This window comes from Mitsuokella apri, assembly GCF_051886055.1.
Lineage (GTDB): Bacteria > Bacillota > Negativicutes > Selenomonadales > Selenomonadaceae > Mitsuokella.
Genome location: NZ_JBJEXT010000070.1, coordinates 44,499 through 67,540, shown reverse-complemented (window position 1 = coordinate 67,540; position 23,042 = coordinate 44,499). Strand labels below are relative to the sequence as shown.

The following is a 23,042-nucleotide window of genomic DNA, read 5'->3' as shown; positions in this document are numbered from 1 at the left end:
AATGGAGCAGAAAAATCTGCTCCATTTTTGTTGTAATTATATGTATTGTAGTTTGTCCAGTGACATTAATCTTCGAACGTACCTTTGACAATTGCCTGTCCGTCAGCGACCATTTGCTGTCCTCTTGCCCAGACATGCTCAAGCTCGAAATCATCAGAGATAACGATGAAGTCAGCATCACTCTGCGGTGCCAGCAAGCCTTTTTTCGGGTAAATCTTGAGGGCCTTGGCGACATTGGTGCTGAGAATCTGAATAGCCTCATTGATGGGGATATTTTCTTTTTGGACCATATCACGGAATTCCGTGAACATCGAATGCTGGTCGCCGACGCCCACACCGATTGGATTGCCGGCCTCATCAAAGACCGGCATACTGCCGTTGCCATCAGAACTCATAGTGATGTGGGAGAGGGGAACACCTGCATCGAGTGCTCTTTTGGCAGCTTCACTTGGCTTTACAGCGTTCTCAGACCCCGGATGGCTGGGGTCAATGCCTGAAGTGATATCCATATAGCCGCCTTCTTTAGCCCATTTGATGCCTTCAGCAAAAAGCTTCTTATTGCGGTTGATATGAGTGGGCAGGAACTGCGTTTTAGGAATCTCACCATCTTCAGTAATCTCAAAGAGATATTTGAGGCCGTTTTTGCCATCGCCCATATGCATGTTGATAATACCGCATTTGCCGCTGATCATGCCGCCAACGCGTGTCTCGGCTGCAAGACGGCGGTAATCCCAGGCTTGAGGCTGACCGGAACGATGGTCGCTCATGGCAATTTCGCCAGCGCCGATGATTTTGTCAATCATGACGATATCCTTGCGCACACTGCCAGTGATAGTTGGGGTAGGAAGTTCGTAGGCTCCTGTGTAGATGTAGGTAGAAAGACCTTCGTTTTCAAGGCCTCTGGCCTTAGCGAGCAGACTTTCAACGTGACGCGTCGTGCCGTCGGTACCAAGAAGACCGCAGACGGTCGTGACACCGGACAGCGTGACCTTCGAGAGTACGAGTTCCGGCGTGCGCGTATGGAAGCCGCCTTCACCGCCGCCGCCAATCATATGGACATGGCCATCAATGAATCCCGGCAGTACCCGTGCATTTTTGAGGTCGATTTCACGGCATTCAATGCCCTGTGGCGGTTCAATTCCTTTGCCGATGCCGGCAATTTTTTCGCCGGCCAGAAGTATATCCTGAATGCCAAGATCTTCGGGAGCGTAGATATGGGCATTGCGAATCATTGTGAAGAATGGTTTATCTGACATAGTACTCATCCTTTCAAAGAAATAAAATACAAACTAAGATATATTGTTATTTAAGAGCTTAGAAGAACAACAGCAGGAAGCGCATAACCCAAATGGAAAGCAGTGCATTAATGAAGCAGATGCTGATGATAGCGACGTAATGCTTCGTATTGACGCCGGAAATACCAAGGCAGCGTCCGACATTCTGTACAGGATTGCCGATAAGGTAAATAGCAGGTACAAGAGAAGTCAGGGCAGCGGGGTCAAGGATGCCGGAAGTATAGAGGCTCATGGCCACGCCGATGCCGCCGCCCATGCTCATGATGGCCGTGACGAGTACCGTAGCAGCTTCACCGGGGAGGCCCCATAACGCCATGATTGGCGCGCAGACAATACCGATGAGATGAAGAAGGCCCGTGACATCGAGAATGCGGATGATGACAAATGCCATGATGACATTCGGCAGCAGGCTCGTCGTGCCAATGGTAAAGCCGTTGCGGGCACCGTCAATGAAGAGGTCGAGAATATTTTTCTTCTTTTCTGTTTTTGCAGTATCAGGCGTTGCCATTTTCATTCCCTCCATTTGCATTTTCCTTATAGAACATCTTCAGATAAATACGCATGAGATTGCCGCCGATAATCTTGAAGACGAACATGACGATGAGTGGGATGATGATTGGTGTCAGAATAAAGCTGAAGACTGCGGCTCCTGAGGAAAAATAGTTGGTGATGAAAGCAGAAGCACTGGTCTGATAAGCGATGAGGATAGAACGCTCCTTATCTGTAATCTCACCTTGGTCATAGAGTTCCTTGACCATGCCGGCTGCGGCATCGGTGCTCTGCATATTGGCGATACTTGCCAGCGCTGTGATGCCTGGAATACCAAGCAGAGGCTTCAGAATTGGTGTCATGAGCTTTTGCGCAGCACGCAGACCGCCGAGTCCGTCAATGACATTGACGATGCCGAGGGCGAGAATGACGGCAGGGATGAGTTCAATGGCGAAAAGGAAACCATCACGTGCACCGGTACCGCCGGCACCGCGGAAGTCCAAGGCTTTTTCGGCTCCTGGCGGAATGGTACCGAATTTACCGTTGAGAACGTTGAAGTCGAATACCCTGAGCCAGGTGTCCGAAGATGAAAAAATTCCGGAGAACAAGATGATAGCAAAAATAAAAGCGGCATAGCCAACCCAGCCGACTTTAATCTTGGGGGCATCCTTCTTTTCCATATGAAATTCCTCCTTGTGTTACGAATCTGAATGAAGATATCATGTCGACACTAAATAAAGATGCAAGAATGATGCCAACTTTTTCTTTCCCATAAAAATAAAATAATTTTTCCGCAGATGATTACCACAGAAGCATTGTATATTCACAGGTCACAAGCCAATAATAAAGTTGTAAAGAATACAGTATACATAAAGAAAGATACAGTAAAGTGTAATATTTATGGTATCAATGGGAATATCATATGATATAATAGGGAAGAATCCCGTTTTATCCCATTAGGAGGAAGACCAGTGAAACACATCGCATTGATTGCTATGGGACGCAAGACGTCGTACAGCTGCCGTGAGCAGCTGCACGACCTGCTGGGCAGCCGCGTCAATATCAGTGATTATTATATTGAAGGCAATCTGCCAGAAAAAATTGATGCAGACTTTGCTGTCTTTTCCAGTCAGTTGTCATATGCACGAGCCAGAAAGCATGTAACAGATAATACACCGTTCATGATAGCACGCCGCTCTATCAATTATCATGCAGTCAACAAATTATTCGAGATACCGACAGGGACCAATGTACTGCTGGTCAATGATGCAAAATCATCGGCCGATGATACGATATCACTTTTGCAGACGCTGGGAATTGACCATTTGAATTATTATGCCTATTATCCTGGCATGAAGGATCCGCATGTAGCAAAAGTTGCCGTGACGCCGGGAGAAGCTCAGCTGGTGCCATCTTCCATTGAAAAGATTGTGGATATCCATACACGCCTTATCGATATAACCTCACTTGTGGAGCTTTTATCCCGATTGGGCATCCTGCCGTATTATGCAGATTTTCTTTCAGCAAAATATGTACGTGATATGGTCGGCTTTATTGCTGCAGGGCATCATTATGAAAAAGAAAGTGCGCATTTGCGTCAGGAAGTCAGTCGGCTGGAAGATGTGGTCACGCGTAAACATCAGGAAGAGCATACGGCGGCAGTGTATCATTTTGAAGATATTCTTGGCAGTTCTTTTGCATTGCAGAAGGCAGTGCGAATCGCCAAACGATTTGCAGCATCGGAATCGACTGTCCTGATTCAGGCAGAAAGCGGGACGGGCAAAGAGCTGTTTGCCCAAAGTATCCATAATGCGTCACCGAGGTCTTCCGGGCCCTTCGTTGCTGTAAATTTTGCAGCAATTACAGAATCACTGCTGGATTCGGAACTCTTCGGCTATGTAGAAGGTGCTTTCACTGGTGCTTCACGCCATGGGGCAATGGGGCTTTTTGAGCGTGCCAACAAGGGAACGATTTTTCTCGATGAAATAGGTGATGCGCCGCTGTCTTTCCAAATCAAACTCTTGCGTGTCCTGCAGGAACGAGAAATCCGCAGAGTCGGCAGCACGACGTCGGTTCATATCGATGTGCGCATCATTGCAGCGACAAATCAGAACCTTGTTGAGCTGATACAGCAGGGGAAATTCCGCAAAGACCTCTATTACAGGCTTAACATCCTGCCTTTGTCTTTGCCGTCTCTTCATGAGCGAAAAGAAGATATCCCCCTGTTGGCGGCATCATTTTTACGTCAATTTAAACCATCATTGTCAGTACAGGAGGCAGAAGATTATTTTCAGGATATTTTGCCTGTGCTGCAAACATACACATGGCCGGGCAATATCCGTGAACTTCAGAATCTCGTGGAGTATTTGCTGAATATATGTGATACTGGCAGACCGCAGGTGGGGGACTTGCTGCCGCCGATGCGTAATATATACAATAGTGGTGCAGAACTGACGCAGCTCTGCCAGAAAGCGGGTAATCTGCGTGAAAAAGTCTTACTATTATTGGCAGAATCTGCACAGGAAGGCCGTCATTTAGGCCGGCGGACATTGGCTTCAAGTCTGCACGTTCCTGAAAGTCAGATTCGCACAGTCTGCCATGAAATGGTGGACAGCGGGGATATTGCTCTGACGCATGGCCGCGGCGGTATACGCCTGCTGAGACCCTTGTCGGATATTTTACAACGGACGCAAAATGAAGGATAATGAAATAGCCTAATCATAGTATCCTCGTCAAGAGGGGAGGTTTTTTTATGAAACATACAGTTGCTTTAAAGGCACCTGTTACACTTGAGGAAGTCCTCAATGCCGTGACGCATGGCGTTGGCGCGGCTTTGGCTGTGGCGGCTCTCGTCGGCATGCTGATTTATTATGCGGGGGATGGCGTCTGGCATACGACGAGCTGTCTTGTCTATGGCATCTCGTTGATTCTTCTGTATCTTGCCTCGACGCTTTATCACAGCTTTACGAATCTTAAGGTCAAGTCGGTCTTCAAGGTCATTGACCATGCGGCCATCTTTGTGCTGATTGCGGGCAATTACACGCCGTTTGCGCTGATTCCGCTGCATGGCAGTTTTGGCTGGGCCGTGTTTGGCTTTGTCTGGGCCATGGCGGTCATCGGCATCGTCTTCCAGTGCTTCGCGGCCAAGCGTTTCCGCATTGTGCGCACGCTCTGCTATCTCGGCATGGGCTGGTTTGCTGTTTTTATGGTCAAGCCGCTCTTACAGACGCTGCCAATGGAAGCCATCTGGTGGCTCGTGGCCGGCGGCCTCTGCTATACGGTCGGTGCCATCTTCTACCTGGCGCGGAAAATGCCGTACAGCCACGTCATCTGGCATCTCTTTGTCATGGCGGGCAGTGCCGTTCATTTCTACACGGTATTCCATTATGTGCTGCCGCTGCCGGAATTTGTCCGCTCGGCCGTGGCGATGCTTTAAAAAACTGCATACAGAAAAAGACCCGCTCAAAAGAGCGGGCCTTTTCTATCTTATCTGCAAAGATTATTTAGCCAGTGCGTTGACTTTGCGAGCCAGACGGGACTTTTTGCGGGCAGCAGCGTTCTTGTGATAAACCTTGTTTGCAGCGGCCTGGTCGATCGTCTTGCATGCAACCGTAAGGAGGGATTTCGCTTCATCAGCGTTTCCAGCCTCAACAGCATCGAGGACACGGCGGGAAGCAGTGCGGACACGAGACTTCTCGGCAGCGTTCTTTGCATGGCGCTTAGCGTCGGATTTCACACTCAGGATAGATGCTTTGATATTCGGCAAGTAGTTCACCCCCTTAAATAATTCGTTACCTAAGTATAATATCATGGGTCAAGTGAAAAAGCAACCATTTCTTTGCTTTTCTTGCAGGAGAAGCCTTGAGAATGGTATAATATTTTCGACTGGCACGACGTATAGATTGAAAGGAAAATGAACATGCAGAACAAGAACATCCGCAACTTTTCCATCATTGCGCATATTGACCATGGAAAATCGACGATTGCGGACCGTCTGATTGAATATACGGGCACGCTTTCAAAGCGTGAGATGGAAGCACAGGTCCTCGACAATATGGATATTGAGCGTGAGCGCGGCATCACCATTAAGTCGCAGACCGTACGCCTGAATTATAAGGGCAAGGACGGCGAGGAATACGAGCTCAACCTCATCGACACACCGGGCCATGTCGACTTTACCTATGAGGTTTCGCGCAGCCTTGCAGCCTGCGAGGGCGCGCTGCTCGTCGTCGATGCGGCACAGGGCGTCGAGGCGCAGACTCTTGCGAATGTCTACATGGCGCTCGAGCACGACCTCGAAATCATTCCCGTCATCAACAAGATTGACCTGCCGAGTGCCGACCCGGAGCGCGTGAAAAAGGAAATTGAGGACGTCATCGGCCTCGATACGTCAAACGCCGTGCTGGCCTCGGCGAAAACGGGCGTCGGCATCGAAGAAATCCTCGATGCCATCGTCGATTATGTGCCGGCACCGGAGGGCGATGAGAACGCGCCGCTGCAGGCCCTGATTTTTGACTCGTTCTTTGATTCATACAAGGGCGTTATCGCTCATATCCGCGTCAAGCAGGGCCATATCGAAAAGGGCATGAAGCTCAAGCTCATGAATTCGGGCAAGGTCTTTGAGGTCACGGATGTCGGCTGCTTTAAGCCGCAGCCTGTCGATATCGGCCATCTCGACGTCGGTGAAGTCGGCTTCGTCGCGGGCTCTTTAAAGGATGTGCGCGATGTGCGCGTCGGCGATACGATCACCTATGCCGACAATCCGGCCAAAGAGCCGCTGCCGGGCTACCGCGGCGTCAATCCGATGGTCTACTGCGGCCTTTATCCGGTTGAGAGTTCCGACTATGACAATCTCAAGGACGCCCTCGAGAAAATGCAGATCAACGATGCGGCACTCGTCTTCGAACCCGAGACGTCCATTGCCCTCGGCTTTGGCTTTCGCTGCGGCTTCCTCGGCCTGCTGCACATGGATGTCATTCAGGAGCGTCTGGAGCGCGAGTACAACCTGAAGCTCATCACGACGGCACCTTCCGTTATCTACCACGTTTACAAGACCGACGGCACGATGCTTAAAGTCAGCAATCCGGCCGAACTGCCGCCGCAGACGGAAATCGACCATATCGAAGAGCCGTATGTCAAGGCTACGGTCATTGTGCCGAACGACTTTGTCGGTGCGGTCATGGAAATCTCGCAGGACAAGCGCGGCGAATTCAAGGGCATGGACTACCTCGATACGAACCGCGTCATGATAACCTATCATATCCCGCTTAACGAAATCATCTTCGACTACTTCGACCGCCTGAAGTCGGCGACGCGCGGCTATGCTTCGCTTGACTATGAACTGGCCGACTACAAGGAGTCGAAGCTCGTCAAGGTCGATATCCTGCTGAATGGCGAGCCTGTCGATGCTCTGTCGACCATCGTTCATAAGGACCGTGCAGCTTCGCGCGGCCGTCAGCTCGCGGCGAAGCTCAAGGAAATCATCCCGCAGCAGATGTTTGAGATTCCGATTCAGGCCGCGATTGGCTCGAAAGTCATCGCGCGCGAGAATGTGCGTGCCCGCCGCAAGGATGTCCTTGCCAAGTGCTACGGCGGCGATATCTCGCGTAAACGCAAACTGCTCGAAAAGCAGAAGGAAGGCAAGAAGCGCATGAAAGCCGTTGGCAGTGTCGAAATCCCGCAGGAGGCCTTCATGGCCATCCTCAAGATTGACTGAGGCAAAGCGATGAAAAGACAATGGGGTGTATATATCCATATCCCCTTTTGCCGCCAGAAGTGCTTTTACTGTGACTTTCCGTCCTTTGCGGGACGCGAGCGCTATAAAAGTGACTACATTGACGCCCTGTGCCGTGAAATCGCGGTGCAGGGCGCTCTTTATCGCGGCAGATGGGGCAGGCCTGCGACCGTCTATATGGGCGGCGGCACGCCGAGTGTCCTGCCGGCAGAGCTCATGGAAAAACTTCTCGTTAGGCTGCAGAACGTCTTTGGCACTGCCGAAGACTGCGGACAGGGGCAGGAAATGCCATGGGAATTCACCGTGGAATGCAATCCGGGGACGATTGCCCCCGCGTATCTCAAGATGCTGCGCCGCTATGGCGTCAATCGACTGTCCTTTGGCGTTCAGACCTTTGACGATGTCCTGCTGAAACGCATCGGCCGCATCCATACGGGGGCGCAGGCCAGAGAAGCCATGGAGCTTGCGCGGGCGGCGGGGTTCCGCAATGTCAGCATGGACCTCATCTACGGCCTGCCGGATGAGACCATAGAGATGCTGCAGCATGACCTTGAGACGATGATTTCCCTGCAGCCCGAGCATATCTCGATTTACGGGCTGCAGCTTGAGAAAGGCACGGCCTTTGCCAAAATGCAGGAAATGGGGAAGCTGCAGCTTCCTGATGAGGATACGGTCGAGGAGATGTACGACACGATGACTTTGTTTTTGCCGCAGCATGGCTACGCGCGCTACGAAATCTCGAATTTTGCCAAGCCGGGCTTTGAGAGCCGTCATAATCTTTCTTATTGGCAGGATGTTCCGTATCTCGGTCTCGGCGCGGCAGCGCATTCGTATCTTGAAGGACAGCGCTATGAAAATGTCCATGAGATTCCTTTATATATAGAAGGAATCCGTTCGGGCAAGGGTGTGCGCCGGGAAGAAGAGCCCGCGACGCGCGCAATTGCCATGGAAGAATTCGCCTTTCTCGCCCTGCGTACGGCTAAAGGCATCGACAAAAGACGTTTTGCGGAAAAATTTGGCGTGACGCTGGCAGAAGTCTATGCTGAGCCCATAGCCAAACTCAGGCAGCAGGGGCTTTTGGCAGAAGAGGGAGATTTTGTCCATCTGACCGAGCTCGGCATGAAGTACGGCAATGCCGCGTTTGAGGAATTCCTGCTCTGACTTTTGTGACGTGAGTCACGGAATCCTAAAGAGTCAGATGGTAAGCTGAACATGATAAGGAAAGAAAGGAAGCATGTTATATGCATGAAATCCGCCTGAAACGCGTTTATGAAGCAGCTTCGCCTGACGATGGTGTGCGCGTGCTTGCCGACCGCCTCTGGCCGCGCGGCATTCGCAAGGAGAATCTTCCCTACGATGTCTGGGCAAAGGAAATCACGCCGTCCTCTGAGCTGCGGACGCTTTATCATCGCGGCGAGATGCCCTTTGCAGGGTTCCGCGAGGGCTATGTCGAAGAATTGGAACACAGCGAAGGAGCTGCGGCCTTTGCAAAAAAATGCAGGGAATGGCTCCAGACGCAGAATGTGACTTTGCTGTTTGCGGCGAAGAACCAGCAGGAAAATCATGCGCTTGTGCTCGCGGCCTGGCTGCGGAAGAAGACGGCAGAGCCTGATACAACGGCATGACAAGGATAAAAGGCAATGGAAAGGATGAACGATATGAAAAAAGTTACCATGATTAAGATGCAGGGCTGCCCGTACTGCGCCAAAGCAGCACAGGCCATCGAAGAGCTGCGCGCAGAGCAGCCGGCTTACCAGTCGGTCGAGGTCGAAGTCATCGACGAGAACGAGCAGCAGGATAAGGCCAAGGCCTATGCCAAAGACTATTACTACGTACCGAGCCTGTTTGTCGAGGGCAAAAAGGTCTTCGAGGCTCATCCGGGCGATGACTACGATACCATCAAGGCAGCGGTCAAGGAAGCTTTTGACGCGGCAAAATAAAATATTTATGCGCAGTATGCATGCAGAAACTGAAGAAGGACCTGTTATCAAGGCCCTTCTTTTTCATTTCTGAAAAAAGTCGAAAATAATTTTGACTTTTTGACATTTTAGGTGTTGACTTTTTGTTTTTTTCGGTGTATATTCTTTATAGATTCAAAGTTAGCACTCAGGTAATCAGAGTGCTAACAGGAGAGATCAAGGAAGGGGGCAGGCAGATGAAGGATGAACTTGATGAACGCAAGAAGCGCGTGCTGCAGGCAATTGTCGATGATTACATCGAGTCGGCAGAGCCGGTCGGCTCGCGGACACTGGCGCGCAAGTATGACCTCGGCGTCAGTCCTGCGACCATCCGCAACGAGATGGCAGACCTCGAGATGCTCGGGTATCTCGAGCAGCTGCATACCTCTTCCGGCAGGATTCCGTCCTCGAAAGGATATCGCTTCTATGTGGACGGCCTGATTCCCCCGAAGCCCGTGAGTGATGAGGAGAAAGTCCTCATCGACCGCTGGTACAAGGCAAGGGTCAAGCGCATCGACGAGGTCTTTCAGGAGACGGCGCGCATCATCTCGCAGGTGACGAAGAATGTTTCTTTGGTGCTTGCCCCGCAGATGACACAGGCTGCGTTCCGCTGTCTGCAGTTCCTGCCGCTCGATGATCGCCGCGTCATCACGGTACTCATGACGGATGCAGGCTTCATCGAGAACAAGATTCTCGAGATGCCGGACGGTGCCACGTTTGCGGACTTCCAGCGCATGGCCAAGGTCATCAACAAGAATCTTGCCGGTCAGACGCTGCGGTCGATTGACCATCCGGCCATGGCGCAGATCCGCGATGAGATTCAGGATGAGCCGCTTTACGAATCAGCGGTCGAAATCATTCATCGGGCCCTTGATTCCGGCAAGCGCGAGCGCCTGTACCTCGGCGGTACGACGCAGATGCTCGAACAGCCGGAATTCCACGATGTGGAAAAAGTCAAGGAAACCCTGCTCGTGCTCGAGAAGGAAGAGCTCATGAAGGATGTGCTGCACGCCCATATGGGCGACGGCCTGGAAGTCACGATTGGCCAGGAAAACGAGGACAGTCACTTCAAGGACAGCAGCATCATCACGGCGACGTACCATCTCGACGGACAGCTTTTAGGGACTATCGCAGTGCTCGGCCCGACGCGCATGGAATACGCGAAGGCCATGAGCCTGCTTGAATATATGAATGCCAATCTTACAGAAGTCATTAAGCGGTTTCACTGGTAGAGCCGCAGGGATAACAGGGATTACGTGAAGAGGTGAGTGTTTTGCCATCATTTATCAAAGATGAAATGAAGAAAAAAGATGAGCAGAAGATGGAAGAAATGAAGCAGGAAATCAACGAAGCCGAAGCTGCAGCAGAAGATGCCGCGGAAGGTTCCGAAGAAGAACCTGCTGATGAGGCAGAAGCTGAGGATACGGCAGCACAGGAAGAGATCGAGGCCCTCAAGAGCCAGGTCGAAAAACTGACGTCGGATCTTCAGGAGAAGAAAGACCGTCTGCTGCGCCTGCAGGCTGATTTTGACAACTTCCGCCGCCGTTCGGCAAAGGAACGCGAGGAAATCGCCTCCGTGGTCACGCAGAACTTCTGCAAGGATATGCTGCCGCTGCTCGACAACTTCGAACGCGCGATGGCAGCCGAGACAAAAGATGCCGCGGCTTTCCAGAAGGGCGTTGAGATGATCTTCACGCAGTTCCAGGAAATCCTGAAGAAAAACGGCCTTGAGCACATTGAGGTCGAGGGCAAAAAATTCGACCCGAACTTCCATCAGGCAGTCATGCGGGTCGAAGATCCCGACAAAGAAGATGATACGGTCGCTCAGGAGCTCCAGAAGGGCTACATGGTCAAGGGCCGCGTCATTCGTCCAAGCATGGTCCAGGTTGTTTCGAACTGATTTCTTTGAATTCGTTTCGGAAGCACCTGTTTCATAAATATAGATGATTCAAGTTTTTACATAAAGTTTAGGAGGATGTTACCATGTCTAAAGTAATTGGTATCGATTTAGGTACGACGAACTCCGTTGTATCTGTCATGGAAGGCGGCGAACCGACCGTCATCACGAACCCTGAGGGCAGCCGTATCACGCCGTCTGTCGTCGGTTTCACGAAAGATGGTCAGCGCCTTGTCGGTCAGCTGGCAAAACGTCAGGCTGTATCGAATCCGGACCGCACGATTTCGTCCATCAAACGTCATATGGGCGATCCGAACTACAAAGTAACGATTGATGGCAAGGATTACACGCCGCAGGAAATCTCGGCTATGATCCTGCAGAAACTCAAGGGCGATGCAGAAGCTTACCTTGGTGAGACGGTCACGCAGGCTGTCATCACGGTCCCGGCTTACTTCAACGACAGCCAGCGTCAGGCAACGAAGGACGCCGGCAAAATTGCAGGCCTCGATGTCCTGCGTATCGTCAACGAGCCGACGGCTGCAGCCCTTGCTTATGGCCTGGATAAAGATAAAGATGAGACTATCCTCGTCTTCGACCTCGGCGGCGGCACGTTCGATGTCTCCATCCTCGAGCTCTCCGAAGGCACGTTCGAAGTACAGGCTACGAACGGTGATACGCACCTCGGCGGCGATGACTTCGACCAGAAGATCATCGACTGGATGGTCAGCGAATTCAAACAGGAGAACGGCATCGACCTTTCTCAGGACAAGATGGCTGCTCAGCGTCTGAAGGAAGCTGCTGAAAAAGCAAAGATTGAACTCTCGAGCATGACGCAGACGAACATCAACCTGCCGTTCATCACGGCCGATGCTTCGGGCCCGAAACACCTCGACCTCACGCTGACGCGTGCAAAATTCAATGAACTCACGAGCGACCTCGTTGAGCGCACGATGGGCCCGACGCGCAAAGCTATGGCTGATGCAGGCCTTTCGGCTGACGATATCGATAAGATCATCCTCGTCGGCGGTTCTTCCCGTATTCCGGCTGTGCAGGATGCTATCCGCAATATCCTGCACAAAGAGCCTTCGAAGGGTGTCAACCCGGATGAATGCGTATCCGTCGGTGCTGCTATTCAGGGCGGTGTCCTCGTCGGTGAAGTCAAGGATGTCCTCCTGCTCGATGTCACGCCGCTTTCCCTCGGTATTGAGACGCTCGGCGGTGTCTGCACGAAGATCATCGAGCGCAACACGACGATTCCGACGCATAAGAGCCAGATTTTCTCGACGGCCGCAGATAACCAGCCGTCCGTTGATATCCACGTCCTGCAGGGCGAGCGTGAGATGGCTGCCGGCAACAAGACGCTCGGCCGCTTCGAACTCACGGATATCCCGCCAGCTCCGCGCGGAGTACCTAAGATTGAAGTTTCCTTCGATATCGATGCCAACGGTATCGTCCATGTATCCGCTAAGGATCTTGGCACGGGCAAAGAGCAGAAGATCACGATTCAGTCCGACAGCGGCATGAGCAAGGAAGATATTGACCGCATGGTCAACGAAGCCAAGGCTCATGAGGCTGAGGATAAGAAGCAGAAGGAAGCCATCGACGCTAAGAACAATGCCGATAACATGGTTTATCAGGCAGAGAAGACCATCAAGGAGCTCGGCGACAAGGCTGACGCTTCTAAGGTCTCTGAAGTCAAGGCTGCCTGCGAGAAGGTCAAAGAGGCCATCAAGAGCAACGATACGGAAGCCATCAAGAAGGCTACGGAAGAGCTGCAGAAGCCGCTGTATGAACTCAGTGCCGCTGCTTACCAGCAGGCTGGTGCTCAGCAGGGTGCCCAGGGGGCTCAGGCCGGTGCAGAAAATGCCCAGAATGCCCAGCAGCAGAAGAAAGACGATGATGATGTCGTCGATGCCGACTACACGGAAGTCAAAGACGACAAGAAATAATCAGATGATTGGTTGAAGGTTGGGAGCTAAGGGGGAGCCGCAGGGCTTTCCCTGGACTCCCAATTTTTCTATAAGGATGGTGCAACGTGAGCGAAAAACGCGATTATTATGAAGTGCTGGGCGTTGACAAGAGCGCGGATGAAAAGGAGATAAAGAGGGCCTATAAGAAACTGGCCCGCAAATATCATCCAGACCTCAATCCGGACAATCCGAAAGAGGCAGAAGAAAAATTCAAGGAAATCAATGAGGCCTATGATGTCCTCAAAGACCCGAAGAAACGCGCGCAGTACGACCAGTTTGGAGCCGGTGCCTTTGACGGCACAGGCGGCTTTAACGGCGCTGGTGCCGGCGGCTTCGGCGGTTTTGGAGACTTTGGCGGTTTCGGCGCTGGTGCCGGCGCTGAAGGCTTCGGCGATATCTTTGATATGTTCTTTGGCGGTCATGGCGGCGCAGGCCACGCGCGCCGTCCGGGACCGGAGCGCGGCAATGACCTGCGCTACGATTTGGAGATCACCTTTGAAGAGGCTGCTTTCGGCAAAGAAGTGGAACTCACCATTCCGCGTACGGTCGAATGTTCGACGTGCCATGGCACAGGTGCAGCCCCAGGGACGCAGCCTGAGACCTGCCCCGTCTGCCATGGTTCCGGCCAGCAGCAGGTGGTCCGCAACACGGCCTTTGGCCGCATGATGAGCAGCCAGACCTGCTCGCACTGCCACGGCACAGGCAAGGTCATCAAGACCCCGTGCAAGGACTGCCATGGTACGGGCCGCAAACGCGAGACGAAGACGGTCAAGGTCGGCATCCCAAAGGGCGTAGCCCAAGGGTCGCGCGTCCGCGTGTCCGGTGCAGGCGAGGCCGGCCGCAATGGCGGCGGCTACGGCGACCTCTACGTTTACATCTTTGTCAAGCCGCATAAACTCTACACGCGTCATGGCAATGATGTTATCGTGGAAGTGCCGATTACCTTTGTACAGGCAGCCCTCGGCGGCTCTGTACAGGTGCCGACGCTCGATGGTCCAGTCGACCTCAAGATTCCGGCGGGCATCCAGTCGGGCAAGGTCCTGCGCATCCGCAACCACGGCATTCCGTTCCTGCGCGGTTCGGGACGCGGCGATGAGCTCGTCCACATCAAGGTCCTGACGCCGCAGAATCTGTCTGCACGTCAGAAGGAGCTCCTGCGCGAGTTTGGCGAAATCAGCGGTGATAAAGTCAATCCGGAGCAGAAGAGTTTCCTCGATGACCTCAAGCGCTTCTTTAAAAAATAAGCAGTGAAAAAGAGAGTGCGGCAAATGCGGAAGCATTTGCTGCGCCCTCTTTTTTTATATAGTTGTTATCGCGTATGGGGGAAACAGCAGAAGACTCAGTAATTTCTTTGTGAGCAAATTCCTTGTTTTTTACAGCCACATCACATATAATAGAAAGACTTAGAAAAAGAAAGGACGATGCGCTTTGAAATGGGCCGAAGTCAGTATCCGCACGACACATGAGGAAACCGAACTTATCGCCGAAATCTTTCACGATGTGGGGGCTTCCGGTGTTGTCATTGAAGATCCAGAAGAACTCAACAGTTATATCGACAGCGGACTTTTTGATTATTCCGACCTGCCTAAAGCCGAACAGACGGATGGCGTGACCGTCAAGGCTTATCTGCCGGTCGATGAAGACCTCGATGGACGTCTGCGCACGTTTGAACGGCGTGTCGCAGAACTTGCAAAGATCGATGGTTTTGATGCGAAATCCTGCCCGATTGAATGGCATACGGTGCAGGATGAGGATTGGGCCGATAATTGGAAAGCGTATTTTCATACGACAAAAGTCGGCGGGCTTATTGTCATCAAGCCGGCCTGGGAAGATTATGAAGCGAGCCCTGATGATATTGTCATTGACCTTGACCCAAGTGCTGCCTTTGGCACAGGAACGCATCCGACGACAGCCATGTGCATCCGCGAACTCGAAGCCCTCGTCAAGGGCGGCATGCGCGTCTTTGATGTCGGCACGGGCTCGGGCGTACTCGCCGTGGCTGCCGCAAAACTCGGTGCCGGCGAGGTCACGGCGAAGGATTATGACCGCACGGCTGCCAAAGTGGCACAGGAAAATGTCGAGCGCAACCACGTCGAAGATAAAGTGACGACGGGGGTTTCCGACCTTTTGAAATCATTTGACGGCAAGGCGGACCTCATCATCGCCAATATCATTGCCGATATTGTCATCCGTCTGTTTGACGAGCTTGACGAACATCTGGCCGAAGGCGGAAAACTGCTGGCTTCGGGCATTATCGATGAACGCGTTGCCGATGTGACGGAAGCGGCGCTGGCGCATGGTTTTGCGATTGACAAAGTCATCGAGGAGAGCGGCTGGGCTGCCATGGTCATCAGCAGAGGGGAAAAGAAATGAGAAGACTCTTCTACAAGGGGATTCTGGCCGATCAAATCGAGATTGGCGGCCCGGATGCCCATCATCTCATGCATGTCATGCGCGCGAAGCCCGGTCAGGAAGTCATCGTCGTCGACGATGAGAATCAGGTCGCGCGCATGGAAATGACGGCTTTTTCCCCGGATACGGTGACACTGGAGCTTTTGGAACGCCTCGATGCCGATACGGAGTCGCCCATCGATTTGACGCTGGCGGCGTGCCTTTTAAAGGCCGACAAGATGGATTTTGTCGTGCAGAAGGCCGTGGAACTCGGTGTGACGCGTATCGTGCCGGTTGCCAGCCACAACTGCGTCGTGCGTTACGATGCAAAAAAGGCAAAACAGCGCTGCGAACGCTGGCAGAAAATTGCCAATGAGGCGGCCAAACAATGCGGCCGCACGGCCCTTGTCAAAGTATTGCCGATTGAAACGCTGCAGAAATTTCTCTGTCATGCTCCGTATGAGGATGACATGGACTCGGAATTCCTGTTTTGCTATGAAAATGAAGAAAAACTTTCGCTGCGGGAATGTCTGCAGCGCACGACGGCTGAGCGCTATCTGCTGCTCGTCGGCCCCGAGGGCGGCTTTACGCTTGAGGAAGCTGAAGCCATTGTCAAAGCCGGCGGGCAGAGCGTCACGCTTGGGCCGCGCATTCTGCGGGCCGAGACAGCGTGCGTTGCAGGGCTCAGCATCGTGCAGTATGAAAAAGGAGATTTGGGAAGTTGAAAGTTGCACTGACAACACTTGGCTGCAAGGTCAATCAGTTTGAGACGGAGACCATGGAAGGCCTCTTTAAGAAGCGCGGCTATGAGGTCGTGCCGTTTGAGGAATGCGCCGATGTTTATGTCATCAATACATGCTCGGTTACGAGTCTTGGCGACCGCAAGAGCCGTCAGATCATCCGCCGTGCCCATCGCGAGAACCCTCAGGCCATCATCGCAGTCTGCGGCTGCTATGCACAGGTGGCACCGGATGAAATCAAGGCTATCGAAGGCGTGCGCGTCGTGCTCGGCACGAAAGAACGCGTGCATATTGTCGACTACGTCGAAAAGGCCATGCACGAGGACGGCATCCAGGGCACGATCACGGATATCATGCAGGCTAAGACGTTTGAGGATATTCCGCTCTATGACAGTCCGGAGCGCACGCGTGCCTTCCTGAAGATAGAGGACGGCTGCCAGAATTTCTGCTCGTACTGCATCATTCCGTATGCGCGCGGCCCCGTTAAGTCGCGTCTGCCGGAGCACGTGCGCCGCGAGGCAGAGAAACTCGTCGCCATGGGCTTCAAGGAAATTGTCCTGACGGGCATCCATCTCGGGGCCTACGGCCGTGATTTGCCGGAAGATGTCACTTTGGCTGATGCCTGCCGCGAGGTCCTTTCGGTAAAAGGCCTCAAGCGCCTGCGCCTCGGGTCGCTTGAATCCATCGAGCTCTCACCAGAACTTTTCCAGCTGATTCGCGAAGATGAACGCTTCTGCGCGCATCTCCACCTGCCCCTGCAGGCAGGCTCTGATAAGGTCCTTCGTGATATGAACCGTCATTACGATACGGAGGAATTTGCACGACTCATCGAGCATGTGGAAAAAGAGGTGCCGGGCGTGGCCGTTTCGACGGATATCATCGTCGGGTTCCCCGGCGAGACGGAAGAGGATTTTCAGCAGGGACTTGATTTCGTCGAGAAGATGAATTTTGCGCGCATGCATGTCTTTCCATATTCGAGGCGTACGGGTACGCCGGCTGCGGCCCGCAAAGATCAGGTCGATGAGGCGGTCAAGAAGGAACGCGTGCACCGCATGCAGGCGCTTGCTGACCGCAAGTCTGAGGAATTCCATAAGAGCTTCATCGGCCGTGACATGCGCGTGCTGTTTGAGACGGCAAAAGACAGCATCACGGACGGCCTGACCGACAATTACATTCGCGTCTATACGGATGATGCCGTCAAATGCGGTGATATTTATACCGTTCATATCGACAAACTCTGGCGTGACGGTGTCTTTGCGCACTGCGTCCGCTGATGTTTCGGATGCGTTCATCTTGAAATCGTGGAGTTCTGAAAATCGTCTTTTTTATTTTTTCTTTTTGCTAAAAGAAGGTTTTTCAGAAAAGACGACGAATATGTACTTATAAATGGGCCTAAGCGGCCCGTTCGCAGCTGAAGGAGGTGAAGAAGATGGCAGATTGTATCTTTTGCAAGATTGCACAGAAAGAAATTCCGTCGAATCTGGTCTATGAAGACGATACGGTGGTGGCGTTCCGTGACCTTGAACCGCAGGCTCCGGAGCACGTGCTCATAATCCCGAAGAAACATGTCGAAAGTCTGCTGGCCCTCAAAGAAGAGGATAAGGCTCTCGTTTCGCATATTCTCGTCGATGTCATCCCGCAGCTTGCCAAAAAGCTTGGTGTGGACGAAAAAGGGTTCCGTGTCGTGGCCAATACCGGCGATGAGGGCGGACAGACCGTGAAGCATCTGCATTTCCACCTCCTTGGCGGCCGCTCTATGCAATGGCCTCCAGGCTGAGGAACTGCATGGAGTCAGTTCCCTAAAACTTTTGGAGAGTGTTGACAGTGGATTATGTCCTGCTGTATAATGGTGTGGTGTAATTCTAAAGACACAAACTCCCATGTTAAGTGGAGGGGGGGAAAAAATAGATGGCAAACGAAATCAAAGTTGGTAAAAACGAATCGATCGATAGTGCTCTCCGCCGCTTCAAGCGTATGTCCCAGAAGGCTGGTACGCTTGCTGAAGTGAGAAAACGTGAACATTATGAGAAACCGAGCGTTCGCCGCAAGAAGAAATCTGAGGCAGCTCGTAAACGCAAGTACAGAGGTTAATCCGTCATTTGCGACCGGCGCCTGCGAGCCCATGCTCCGCAGGTGCCTTTTTATTTTCTTTGCATCCTATAGAAAAGAGAGGAAGAACCTTTATGTCCATCAAGGAACAGCTTACGGCCGATATGAAAGAGGCAATGAAGAAACATGAGAAGGACCGCCTGTCCGTCATCCGCCTCGTGCGCGGTGCCATCCGTCAGGCAGAAATTGACGGCGGCCACAAAGAGCTCGGCGATGATGAAGTCATCGGTGTGATCAGCAAGGAAGTCAAGATGCGCAGGGATTCCATCGAGGAATTCAAGAAGGGCAATCGCGATGACCTCGTAGAAAAGACGCAGGCTGAAATCGATGTGCTCATGCCGTATCTGCCGGCACAGCTCTCGGAAGACGAAGTCCGTGCACTCGTCAAGGAAGCCGTCGAGAAGACGGGAGCCAAGACGCCAAAGGATATGGGCAAGGTCATGGGCATGCTGATGCCAAAAGTCAAGGGCCGTGCCGATGGCAAGATGGTCAATACGCTCGTTCGCAGCATGCTGCAGGGCTGAACAAGAAACTTTGTCCATCTCCAAGACATAAAAATGAATCAGAATAAAAAGAGGCTGCCATACGGCGGCTTCTTTTTTTAAAGGTATTTGCCTGTTTTTGTCGAATTAAAAAGATGATAGTAAGATACAAAGGTCTGATTAAGCAGACAGGCAGAAATGAAAGGAGGAGCAATATGGATATTGTCAGCATGCCAATTCTGCAGGTCCTGCTGCTGGCCATCATGTTTTTGGCCATTTTTGTGGAAGTCAAGACGGGCGGTACAGGTGCCGGCGTCATGCTCGGCATCGTGGCGGCCGGTGTATTCTGGGGGAGTCAGTATGTCAAAGGTACGGTTGACCTTTTCCAGATCGGTCTGTTTCTCGGCGGTATCCTCTGCATCATCATCGAAATGCTGCTGCCGACCATCGGACTTTTGGCTGGTGTCGGCGTGGCCGCGATGCTTTACAGTGTCGTGCTGGCCCTTGGCGGCAATCTGGCGGCCGTTTCGGTGCTGGTGATTTCCCTGATGGCAGCGATTGCCGTCTTTGCCCTGATTGTCAATCAGCTGCCATCGAGCCGGCTTTGGAAAAAGTTTGTGCTCAAGGACCAGTCGACGGCCAAGCGCGGCTATATCAGCGCCCATGAAGAGCGCCAGCTCGTCGGTCAGCAGGGAATTGTCCTTACCGAGCTGCGCCCTTCGGGCACGGCGATGCTGGCGGGCCATCCTGTCGATGTGGTCTCGGAAGGCGCTTTCATCCAGAAGGGCGAAAAGGTAAAAGTCGTTTCGGTCCATGGCAGCCGCGTCGTCGTGCGCCGGTTGGAAGCAGCAAAACAGCTTGAGCAGTAAGCAGGGAAGCTGAGTAAGTTTTATAGGTAAAAAAATCAGGAGGCGTTTTTATGGCATCTCTTATCACATCCGCATTCATTCTTGTGCTCATTGTCGCGGCCATCATGATTTTTCTTCATTTTGTGCCGCTGGGGCTCTGGATTTCGGCTTTGGCTGCCGATGTCCATGTCAGCATTGTCACCCTTGTCGGCATGCGCATGCGCCGCGTGCCGCCGGCTAAAATCATCCTGCCGCTCATCAAGGCCAATAAGGCAGGGTTAAATGTACAGGTCAATCAGCTTGAGGCCCATTATCTGGCGGGCGGCAACGTCGACAAGGTTGTCGATGCCTTGATTGCCGCGCACCGCGCGCAGATTCCTCTGCCGTTTGAGCGTTCTGCGGCCATTGACCTCGCCGGCCGTGATGTGCTTGAAGCCGTGCAGATGAGTGTCAATCCAAAAGTCATTGAAACCCCTGTGGTTTCGGCCGTCGCGCGTAACGGCATCGAACTCAAGATCAAGGCGCGCGTCACCGTGCGTGCCAATATCGACCGCCTCGTCGGCGGTGCCGGCGAACCGACGATCATCGCACGTGTCGGCGAGGGCATAGTCACGACGGTCGGTTCTTCGGAAAGTCACAATGACGTGCTGGCCAATCCGGATGACATCAGTAAAACGGTACTCGGCAAGGGCCTTGATGCCGGTACGGCCTTTGAGATTCTTTCCATCGATATCGCCGATGTCGATGTCGGCCGCAATATCGGCGCAGAACTCCAGACGGATCAGGCTGAAGCTGATAAGCGCATCGCGCAGGCTAAGGCCGAGGAGCGCCGTGCGATGGCCGTCGCCAAAGAGCAGGAAATGAAAGCGTATACGCAGGAGATGGAGGCAAAAGTCGTCGAAGCACAGGCCGAAGTCCCGCATGCGATGGCCGAAGCTTTGCGCGAAGGCCGCCTCGGTGTCATGGATTATTACAATCTCAACAATGTACAGGCTGACACGGATATGCGCAATGCCATCAGTACGGCTGGGGCAGATGATAAGATGCGTCCGACGCAGCCTGTTAAATGAGTGAAGGCAAAGAGAGGGGGCATGGCTGATGGATTCATCGATTCTGGCGATTATACTCTTCGCCGTCATGGCCATTCTCACGGATAAGCTGGGGGGCAAGAAAAAGCCGCCGGCTCAAAGGCCTCCGTTTCCCTTTCCGGAGATGCCGAGACGGGCGGGAGAACATTCTTCTCATGCGGATGAGCAGCTGCCGCCGCCCATGCCGCAGCCATGGGGGACAAAGGCGCAGCCGGAACCCGAAAAGAAGAGCTCACTGCCCTTTGAAATTCCCGATTTAAAAGGAGCGCCGCTGCCTTCCGGCCAGACGGATGAAGGCGTCTACCGCGAGCCCGGCACAAAGATGCAGGACATGCTGGAGGCCTATCGCGAGGAAATGGCGGATAAGGCCCGTGAAGCGGCCTATGAAGAGGAGCGCAGGGCCGAAGAAGAGGCTATCCGCGCCAGAGAAGAGGCCATTTACGAGCAGCAGGCCAAGCTTCCGGGACAGAAGACACGGAGAAAGGCACCGATTCTGCCTCAATTTACGCCTGCTTCCATCCAGCAGTCTATTGTCATGGCGGAGCTTTTGGGAAAACCGAAGGCCTATCGCCATAAGAATCCGTATTGGCGCAAATAATAGAGCAGGAATAAGAAAGAAGAACAAGTCTCTCCAATTTTTGGGGAGGCTTTCCTTTTGTTGTGAGTTTTTCCCATGACAAAACGATGATTCTGTAGTAAAATTATAGAATGTATTATGCGTCATAAATAAAAGTAAGGTTTTGTAGGTGATGAATTTGTCAAACCAGATGTTTGATGTAATAAAAAGCGACCTCGAAGTGCTGGAACAGGGGCTGCAGAAAGCTGTGACTTCCACGAATGAACTCGTGACCGAAGTCGGGCTGCATATCGTTACGTCGGGCGGCAAACGCATTCGTCCGGCTCTTTGTCTGCTCTCGGCTCACGGCGGCAAGTCGTTTGACCTCGCCCATGTTCTGCCGCTGGCGGAAGCACTCGAACTCATCCATACGGCATCCCTGGTTCACGACGATGTCATCGATGAAGCGGATACGCGCCGCGGTGCGGCCACGGCCAATGCCCGCTGGAACAACCAGGTCGCGATTCTTTCCGGTGATTATATTTTTGCAAGGGCCTTCACGCTGATTGCTGAGGAGGGCTACGATGCCCATGTCTCGAAGCGTCTGGCAGAACTTGTCTGCAATCTGAGTGTCGGTGAAATCATTCAGGACAATGCCATTTATCAGGCATCGCGCGGCATGGCTGATTATTATGAACGCATCCAAAAGAAGACGGCAGATTTTCTTGAGATCTGCTGTGAGCTCGGTTCTATGGTTGGCGGCATGACAAAAGAGGACGTGGCAGCGCTCGGCAAATACGGTCACTGCATCGGTATGGCTTTTCAGATCACCGATGATCTCCTGGACATCGAGCAGACGGCGGAGAAAATCGGCAAGCCGGCCGGCAATGACATTCGTCAGGGCATTGTCACCCTGCCTGTCATCCGGGCACTCGAAGTCAGCCCGGATGCCAAAGAGCTTGAAGCCATCGTTACGGATATGGACATGACGGATGAAATGGTCGAGCGTGCGCTCGCCATTGTCAAGGCGACGGATGGCGTTGATTTTGCCAAGGACAAGGCCGATGCCTATCTGGAACAGGCGAAAGCGTCTCTGCCGGATAGCCTGCCTTCAGAAATCCGTGAGGCCTATGAGATGGTAGCAGATTTTATCGGCGACCGTGACTTCTGACATTGATTTTGCGTGCAATAGGCACGAAAATAGAAGACAGAAGGTAATAGAGATTCATTGACGGAGGAACATTATGTTTGGAATTGGCGTACCGGAGCTCGTGCTCATCCTGATCATCGGGCTCATCGTATTTGGTCCCGGCAAGCTGCCGGAGATGGGCCGCACGCTCGGCAAGGGCATTCGTGAATTCCGTAAGGCGTCAAATGCCTTATCACAGGCTATCAACGCACCGGAGAATCAGCCGCAGCCGCCGCAGCGTCCTGCAGCGCAGCAGGCAGCAGCTCCTGCAGCGGCAAAACCAGCGGCCGCAGACA

Annotated in this window: 25 protein-coding genes; 21 read left to right on the top strand and 4 right to left on the bottom strand. The window is 52.8% G+C overall.

What is annotated here, in order from left to right; all coding sequences use genetic code 11:
- Window positions 1–65 precede the first annotated feature (65 nt).
- From iadA to ACI4OH_RS10390, 3 genes are read right to left on the bottom strand one after another with little or no spacing between them, the layout of a single operon-like run.
- Window positions 66–1,256 (bottom strand): beta-aspartyl-peptidase, encoded by a 1,191-nt coding sequence (gene iadA / locus ACI4OH_RS10400; protein WP_439784713.1) that lies wholly within the window; start codon window positions 1,254–1,256, stop codon window positions 66–68.
- A gap of 58 nt (window positions 1,257–1,314) precedes the next feature.
- Window positions 1,315–1,803 (bottom strand): YjiG family protein, encoded by a 489-nt coding sequence (locus ACI4OH_RS10395; RefSeq protein WP_295631013.1) that lies wholly within the window; start codon window positions 1,801–1,803, stop codon window positions 1,315–1,317.
- Entirely contained in the window at window positions 1,790–2,464 is a 675-nt protein-coding gene (locus ACI4OH_RS10390) for a nucleoside recognition domain-containing protein (RefSeq protein ID WP_295631015.1), read from the bottom strand. Before ACI4OH_RS10390 ends, ACI4OH_RS10395 begins: the two co-directional genes overlap by 14 nt.
- Before the next feature lie 291 nt (window positions 2,465–2,755).
- Between ACI4OH_RS10390 and ACI4OH_RS10385 the strand changes: the two genes are divergently transcribed.
- A complete protein-coding gene (locus ACI4OH_RS10385; RefSeq protein WP_432646813.1) occupies window positions 2,756–4,489 on the top strand; it encodes a sigma-54 interaction domain-containing protein in 1,734 nt (577 codons plus the stop codon).
- A 47-nt stretch (window positions 4,490–4,536) separates the two neighbouring features.
- The gene (gene trhA / locus ACI4OH_RS10380) at window positions 4,537–5,220 is read left to right on the top strand and encodes a PAQR family membrane homeostasis protein TrhA (RefSeq protein WP_432646812.1); all 684 of its coding nucleotides are present in this window, start codon (window positions 4,537–4,539) and stop codon (window positions 5,218–5,220) included.
- A gap of 63 nt (window positions 5,221–5,283) precedes the next feature.
- Here trhA and rpsT read toward each other — a convergent pair whose 3' ends face one another.
- On the bottom strand, window positions 5,284–5,550 hold the full coding sequence (gene rpsT / locus ACI4OH_RS10375; protein WP_036374005.1) for a 30S ribosomal protein S20: 267 nt from the start codon (window positions 5,548–5,550) through the stop codon (window positions 5,284–5,286).
- 153 nt (window positions 5,551–5,703) lie between these two features.
- Between rpsT and lepA the strand changes: the two genes are divergently transcribed.
- The 19 genes from lepA to tatA all read left to right on the top strand — a co-directional run.
- Window positions 5,704–7,500: a translation elongation factor 4 gene (lepA, locus tag ACI4OH_RS10370; RefSeq protein ID WP_432646811.1), complete on the top strand. Its 1,797-nt coding sequence runs from the start codon at window positions 5,704–5,706 to the stop codon at window positions 7,498–7,500.
- Window positions 7,501–7,509: 9 nt separating this feature from the next.
- Window positions 7,510–8,679, top strand: a complete 1,170-nt coding sequence (hemW, locus tag ACI4OH_RS10365) for a radical SAM family heme chaperone HemW (RefSeq protein ID WP_435720879.1) — start codon at window positions 7,510–7,512, stop codon at window positions 8,677–8,679.
- 80 nt (window positions 8,680–8,759) lie between these two features.
- Entirely contained in the window at window positions 8,760–9,143 is a 384-nt protein-coding gene (locus ACI4OH_RS10360; protein WP_295713268.1) for a DUF488 domain-containing protein, read from the top strand.
- 33 nt (window positions 9,144–9,176) lie between these two features.
- A complete protein-coding gene (locus tag ACI4OH_RS10355) occupies window positions 9,177–9,458 on the top strand; it encodes a glutaredoxin domain-containing protein (RefSeq protein ID WP_295713270.1) in 282 nt (93 codons plus the stop codon).
- Window positions 9,459–9,673: 215 nt separating this feature from the next.
- Window positions 9,674–10,708 carry a heat-inducible transcriptional repressor HrcA gene (hrcA, locus tag ACI4OH_RS10350; RefSeq protein WP_439784712.1) on the top strand — a complete coding sequence of 345 codons (1,035 nt, stop codon included), beginning with the start codon at window positions 9,674–9,676 and terminating at the stop codon, window positions 10,706–10,708.
- A gap of 65 nt (window positions 10,709–10,773) precedes the next feature.
- On the top strand, window positions 10,774–11,376 hold the full coding sequence (gene grpE / locus ACI4OH_RS10345) for a nucleotide exchange factor GrpE (protein ID WP_439784745.1): 603 nt from the start codon (window positions 10,774–10,776) through the stop codon (window positions 11,374–11,376).
- 83 nt (window positions 11,377–11,459) lie between these two features.
- Window positions 11,460–13,322 (top strand): molecular chaperone DnaK, encoded by a 1,863-nt coding sequence (gene dnaK / locus ACI4OH_RS10340; RefSeq protein WP_295713280.1) that lies wholly within the window; start codon window positions 11,460–11,462, stop codon window positions 13,320–13,322.
- A gap of 86 nt (window positions 13,323–13,408) precedes the next feature.
- Complete coding sequence (gene dnaJ / locus ACI4OH_RS10335; RefSeq protein WP_439784711.1) at window positions 13,409–14,587, top strand: molecular chaperone DnaJ; 1,179 nt, start codon at window positions 13,409–13,411, stop codon at window positions 14,585–14,587.
- A 184-nt stretch (window positions 14,588–14,771) separates the two neighbouring features.
- Window positions 14,772–15,716, top strand: a complete 945-nt coding sequence (gene prmA, locus ACI4OH_RS10330) for a 50S ribosomal protein L11 methyltransferase (RefSeq protein WP_439784710.1) — start codon at window positions 14,772–14,774, stop codon at window positions 15,714–15,716.
- The gene (locus ACI4OH_RS10325; RefSeq protein ID WP_435720873.1) at window positions 15,713–16,459 is read left to right on the top strand and encodes a 16S rRNA (uracil(1498)-N(3))-methyltransferase; all 747 of its coding nucleotides are present in this window, start codon (window positions 15,713–15,715) and stop codon (window positions 16,457–16,459) included. The genes prmA and ACI4OH_RS10325 overlap by 4 nt, the downstream gene beginning before the upstream one ends.
- On the top strand, window positions 16,456–17,748 hold the full coding sequence (gene mtaB, locus ACI4OH_RS10320) for a tRNA (N(6)-L-threonylcarbamoyladenosine(37)-C(2))-methylthiotransferase MtaB (RefSeq protein WP_439784709.1): 1,293 nt from the start codon (window positions 16,456–16,458) through the stop codon (window positions 17,746–17,748). Before ACI4OH_RS10325 ends, mtaB begins: the two co-directional genes overlap by 4 nt.
- A gap of 155 nt (window positions 17,749–17,903) precedes the next feature.
- The gene (locus ACI4OH_RS10315; RefSeq protein ID WP_432648429.1) at window positions 17,904–18,251 is read left to right on the top strand and encodes a histidine triad nucleotide-binding protein; all 348 of its coding nucleotides are present in this window, start codon (window positions 17,904–17,906) and stop codon (window positions 18,249–18,251) included.
- A gap of 131 nt (window positions 18,252–18,382) precedes the next feature.
- On the top strand, window positions 18,383–18,565 hold the full coding sequence (gene rpsU / locus ACI4OH_RS10310) for a 30S ribosomal protein S21 (RefSeq protein ID WP_005841552.1): 183 nt from the start codon (window positions 18,383–18,385) through the stop codon (window positions 18,563–18,565).
- Window positions 18,566–18,657: 92 nt separating this feature from the next.
- Entirely contained in the window at window positions 18,658–19,107 is a 450-nt protein-coding gene (locus ACI4OH_RS10305) for a GatB/YqeY domain-containing protein (protein ID WP_435720871.1), read from the top strand.
- A 173-nt stretch (window positions 19,108–19,280) separates the two neighbouring features.
- Window positions 19,281–19,934 (top strand): NfeD family protein, encoded by a 654-nt coding sequence (locus ACI4OH_RS10300; RefSeq protein WP_435720870.1) that lies wholly within the window; start codon window positions 19,281–19,283, stop codon window positions 19,932–19,934.
- Between the two features lie 50 nt (window positions 19,935–19,984).
- A complete protein-coding gene (floA, locus tag ACI4OH_RS10295; protein WP_295632631.1) occupies window positions 19,985–20,983 on the top strand; it encodes a flotillin-like protein FloA in 999 nt (332 codons plus the stop codon).
- 28 nt (window positions 20,984–21,011) lie between these two features.
- On the top strand, window positions 21,012–21,599 hold the full coding sequence (locus ACI4OH_RS10290; protein ID WP_432647750.1) for a hypothetical protein: 588 nt from the start codon (window positions 21,012–21,014) through the stop codon (window positions 21,597–21,599).
- Window positions 21,600–21,768: 169 nt separating this feature from the next.
- Entirely contained in the window at window positions 21,769–22,728 is a 960-nt protein-coding gene (locus tag ACI4OH_RS10285) for a polyprenyl synthetase family protein (protein ID WP_439784744.1), read from the top strand.
- A gap of 73 nt (window positions 22,729–22,801) precedes the next feature.
- A partial coding sequence (tatA, locus tag ACI4OH_RS10280) for a twin-arginine translocase TatA/TatE family subunit (RefSeq protein ID WP_439784708.1) occupies window positions 22,802–23,042 on the top strand: 241 nt, incomplete at its 3' end.

Bases quoted from the DNA above. Each gene is read 5' to 3' on its own strand.
- ACI4OH_RS10285 (WP_439784744.1), top strand. From the start codon at position 21,769: ATGTTTGATGTAATAAAAAGCGACCTCGAAGTGCTGGAACAGGGGCTG.
- grpE (WP_439784745.1), top strand. From the start codon at position 10,774: ATGAAGAAAAAAGATGAGCAGAAGATGGAAGAAATGAAGCAGGAAATC.
- rpsU (WP_005841552.1), top strand. From the start codon at position 18,383: ATGGCAAACGAAATCAAAGTTGGTAAAAACGAATCGATCGATAGTGCT.
- hrcA (WP_439784712.1), top strand. From the start codon at position 9,674: ATGAAGGATGAACTTGATGAACGCAAGAAGCGCGTGCTGCAGGCAATT.
- hemW (WP_435720879.1), top strand. From the start codon at position 7,510: ATGAAAAGACAATGGGGTGTATATATCCATATCCCCTTTTGCCGCCAG.
- trhA (WP_432646812.1), top strand. From the start codon at position 4,537: ATGAAACATACAGTTGCTTTAAAGGCACCTGTTACACTTGAGGAAGTC.
- ACI4OH_RS10290 (WP_432647750.1), top strand. From the start codon at position 21,012: ATGGATTCATCGATTCTGGCGATTATACTCTTCGCCGTCATGGCCATT.
- ACI4OH_RS10360 (WP_295713268.1), top strand. From the start codon at position 8,760: ATGCATGAAATCCGCCTGAAACGCGTTTATGAAGCAGCTTCGCCTGAC.
- floA (WP_295632631.1), top strand. From the start codon at position 19,985: ATGGCATCTCTTATCACATCCGCATTCATTCTTGTGCTCATTGTCGCG.
- lepA (WP_432646811.1), top strand. From the start codon at position 5,704: ATGCAGAACAAGAACATCCGCAACTTTTCCATCATTGCGCATATTGAC.
- dnaK (WP_295713280.1), top strand. From the start codon at position 11,460: ATGTCTAAAGTAATTGGTATCGATTTAGGTACGACGAACTCCGTTGTA.
- ACI4OH_RS10390 (WP_295631015.1), bottom strand. From the start codon at position 2,464: ATGGAAAAGAAGGATGCCCCCAAGATTAAAGTCGGCTGGGTTGGCTAT.
- ACI4OH_RS10315 (WP_432648429.1), top strand. From the start codon at position 17,904: ATGGCAGATTGTATCTTTTGCAAGATTGCACAGAAAGAAATTCCGTCG.
- ACI4OH_RS10325 (WP_435720873.1), top strand. From the start codon at position 15,713: ATGAGAAGACTCTTCTACAAGGGGATTCTGGCCGATCAAATCGAGATT.
- ACI4OH_RS10395 (WP_295631013.1), bottom strand. From the start codon at position 1,803: ATGGCAACGCCTGATACTGCAAAAACAGAAAAGAAGAAAAATATTCTC.
- ACI4OH_RS10355 (WP_295713270.1), top strand. From the start codon at position 9,177: ATGAAAAAAGTTACCATGATTAAGATGCAGGGCTGCCCGTACTGCGCC.
- ACI4OH_RS10305 (WP_435720871.1), top strand. From the start codon at position 18,658: ATGTCCATCAAGGAACAGCTTACGGCCGATATGAAAGAGGCAATGAAG.
- iadA (WP_439784713.1), bottom strand. From the start codon at position 1,256: ATGTCAGATAAACCATTCTTCACAATGATTCGCAATGCCCATATCTAC.
- ACI4OH_RS10300 (WP_435720870.1), top strand. From the start codon at position 19,281: ATGGATATTGTCAGCATGCCAATTCTGCAGGTCCTGCTGCTGGCCATC.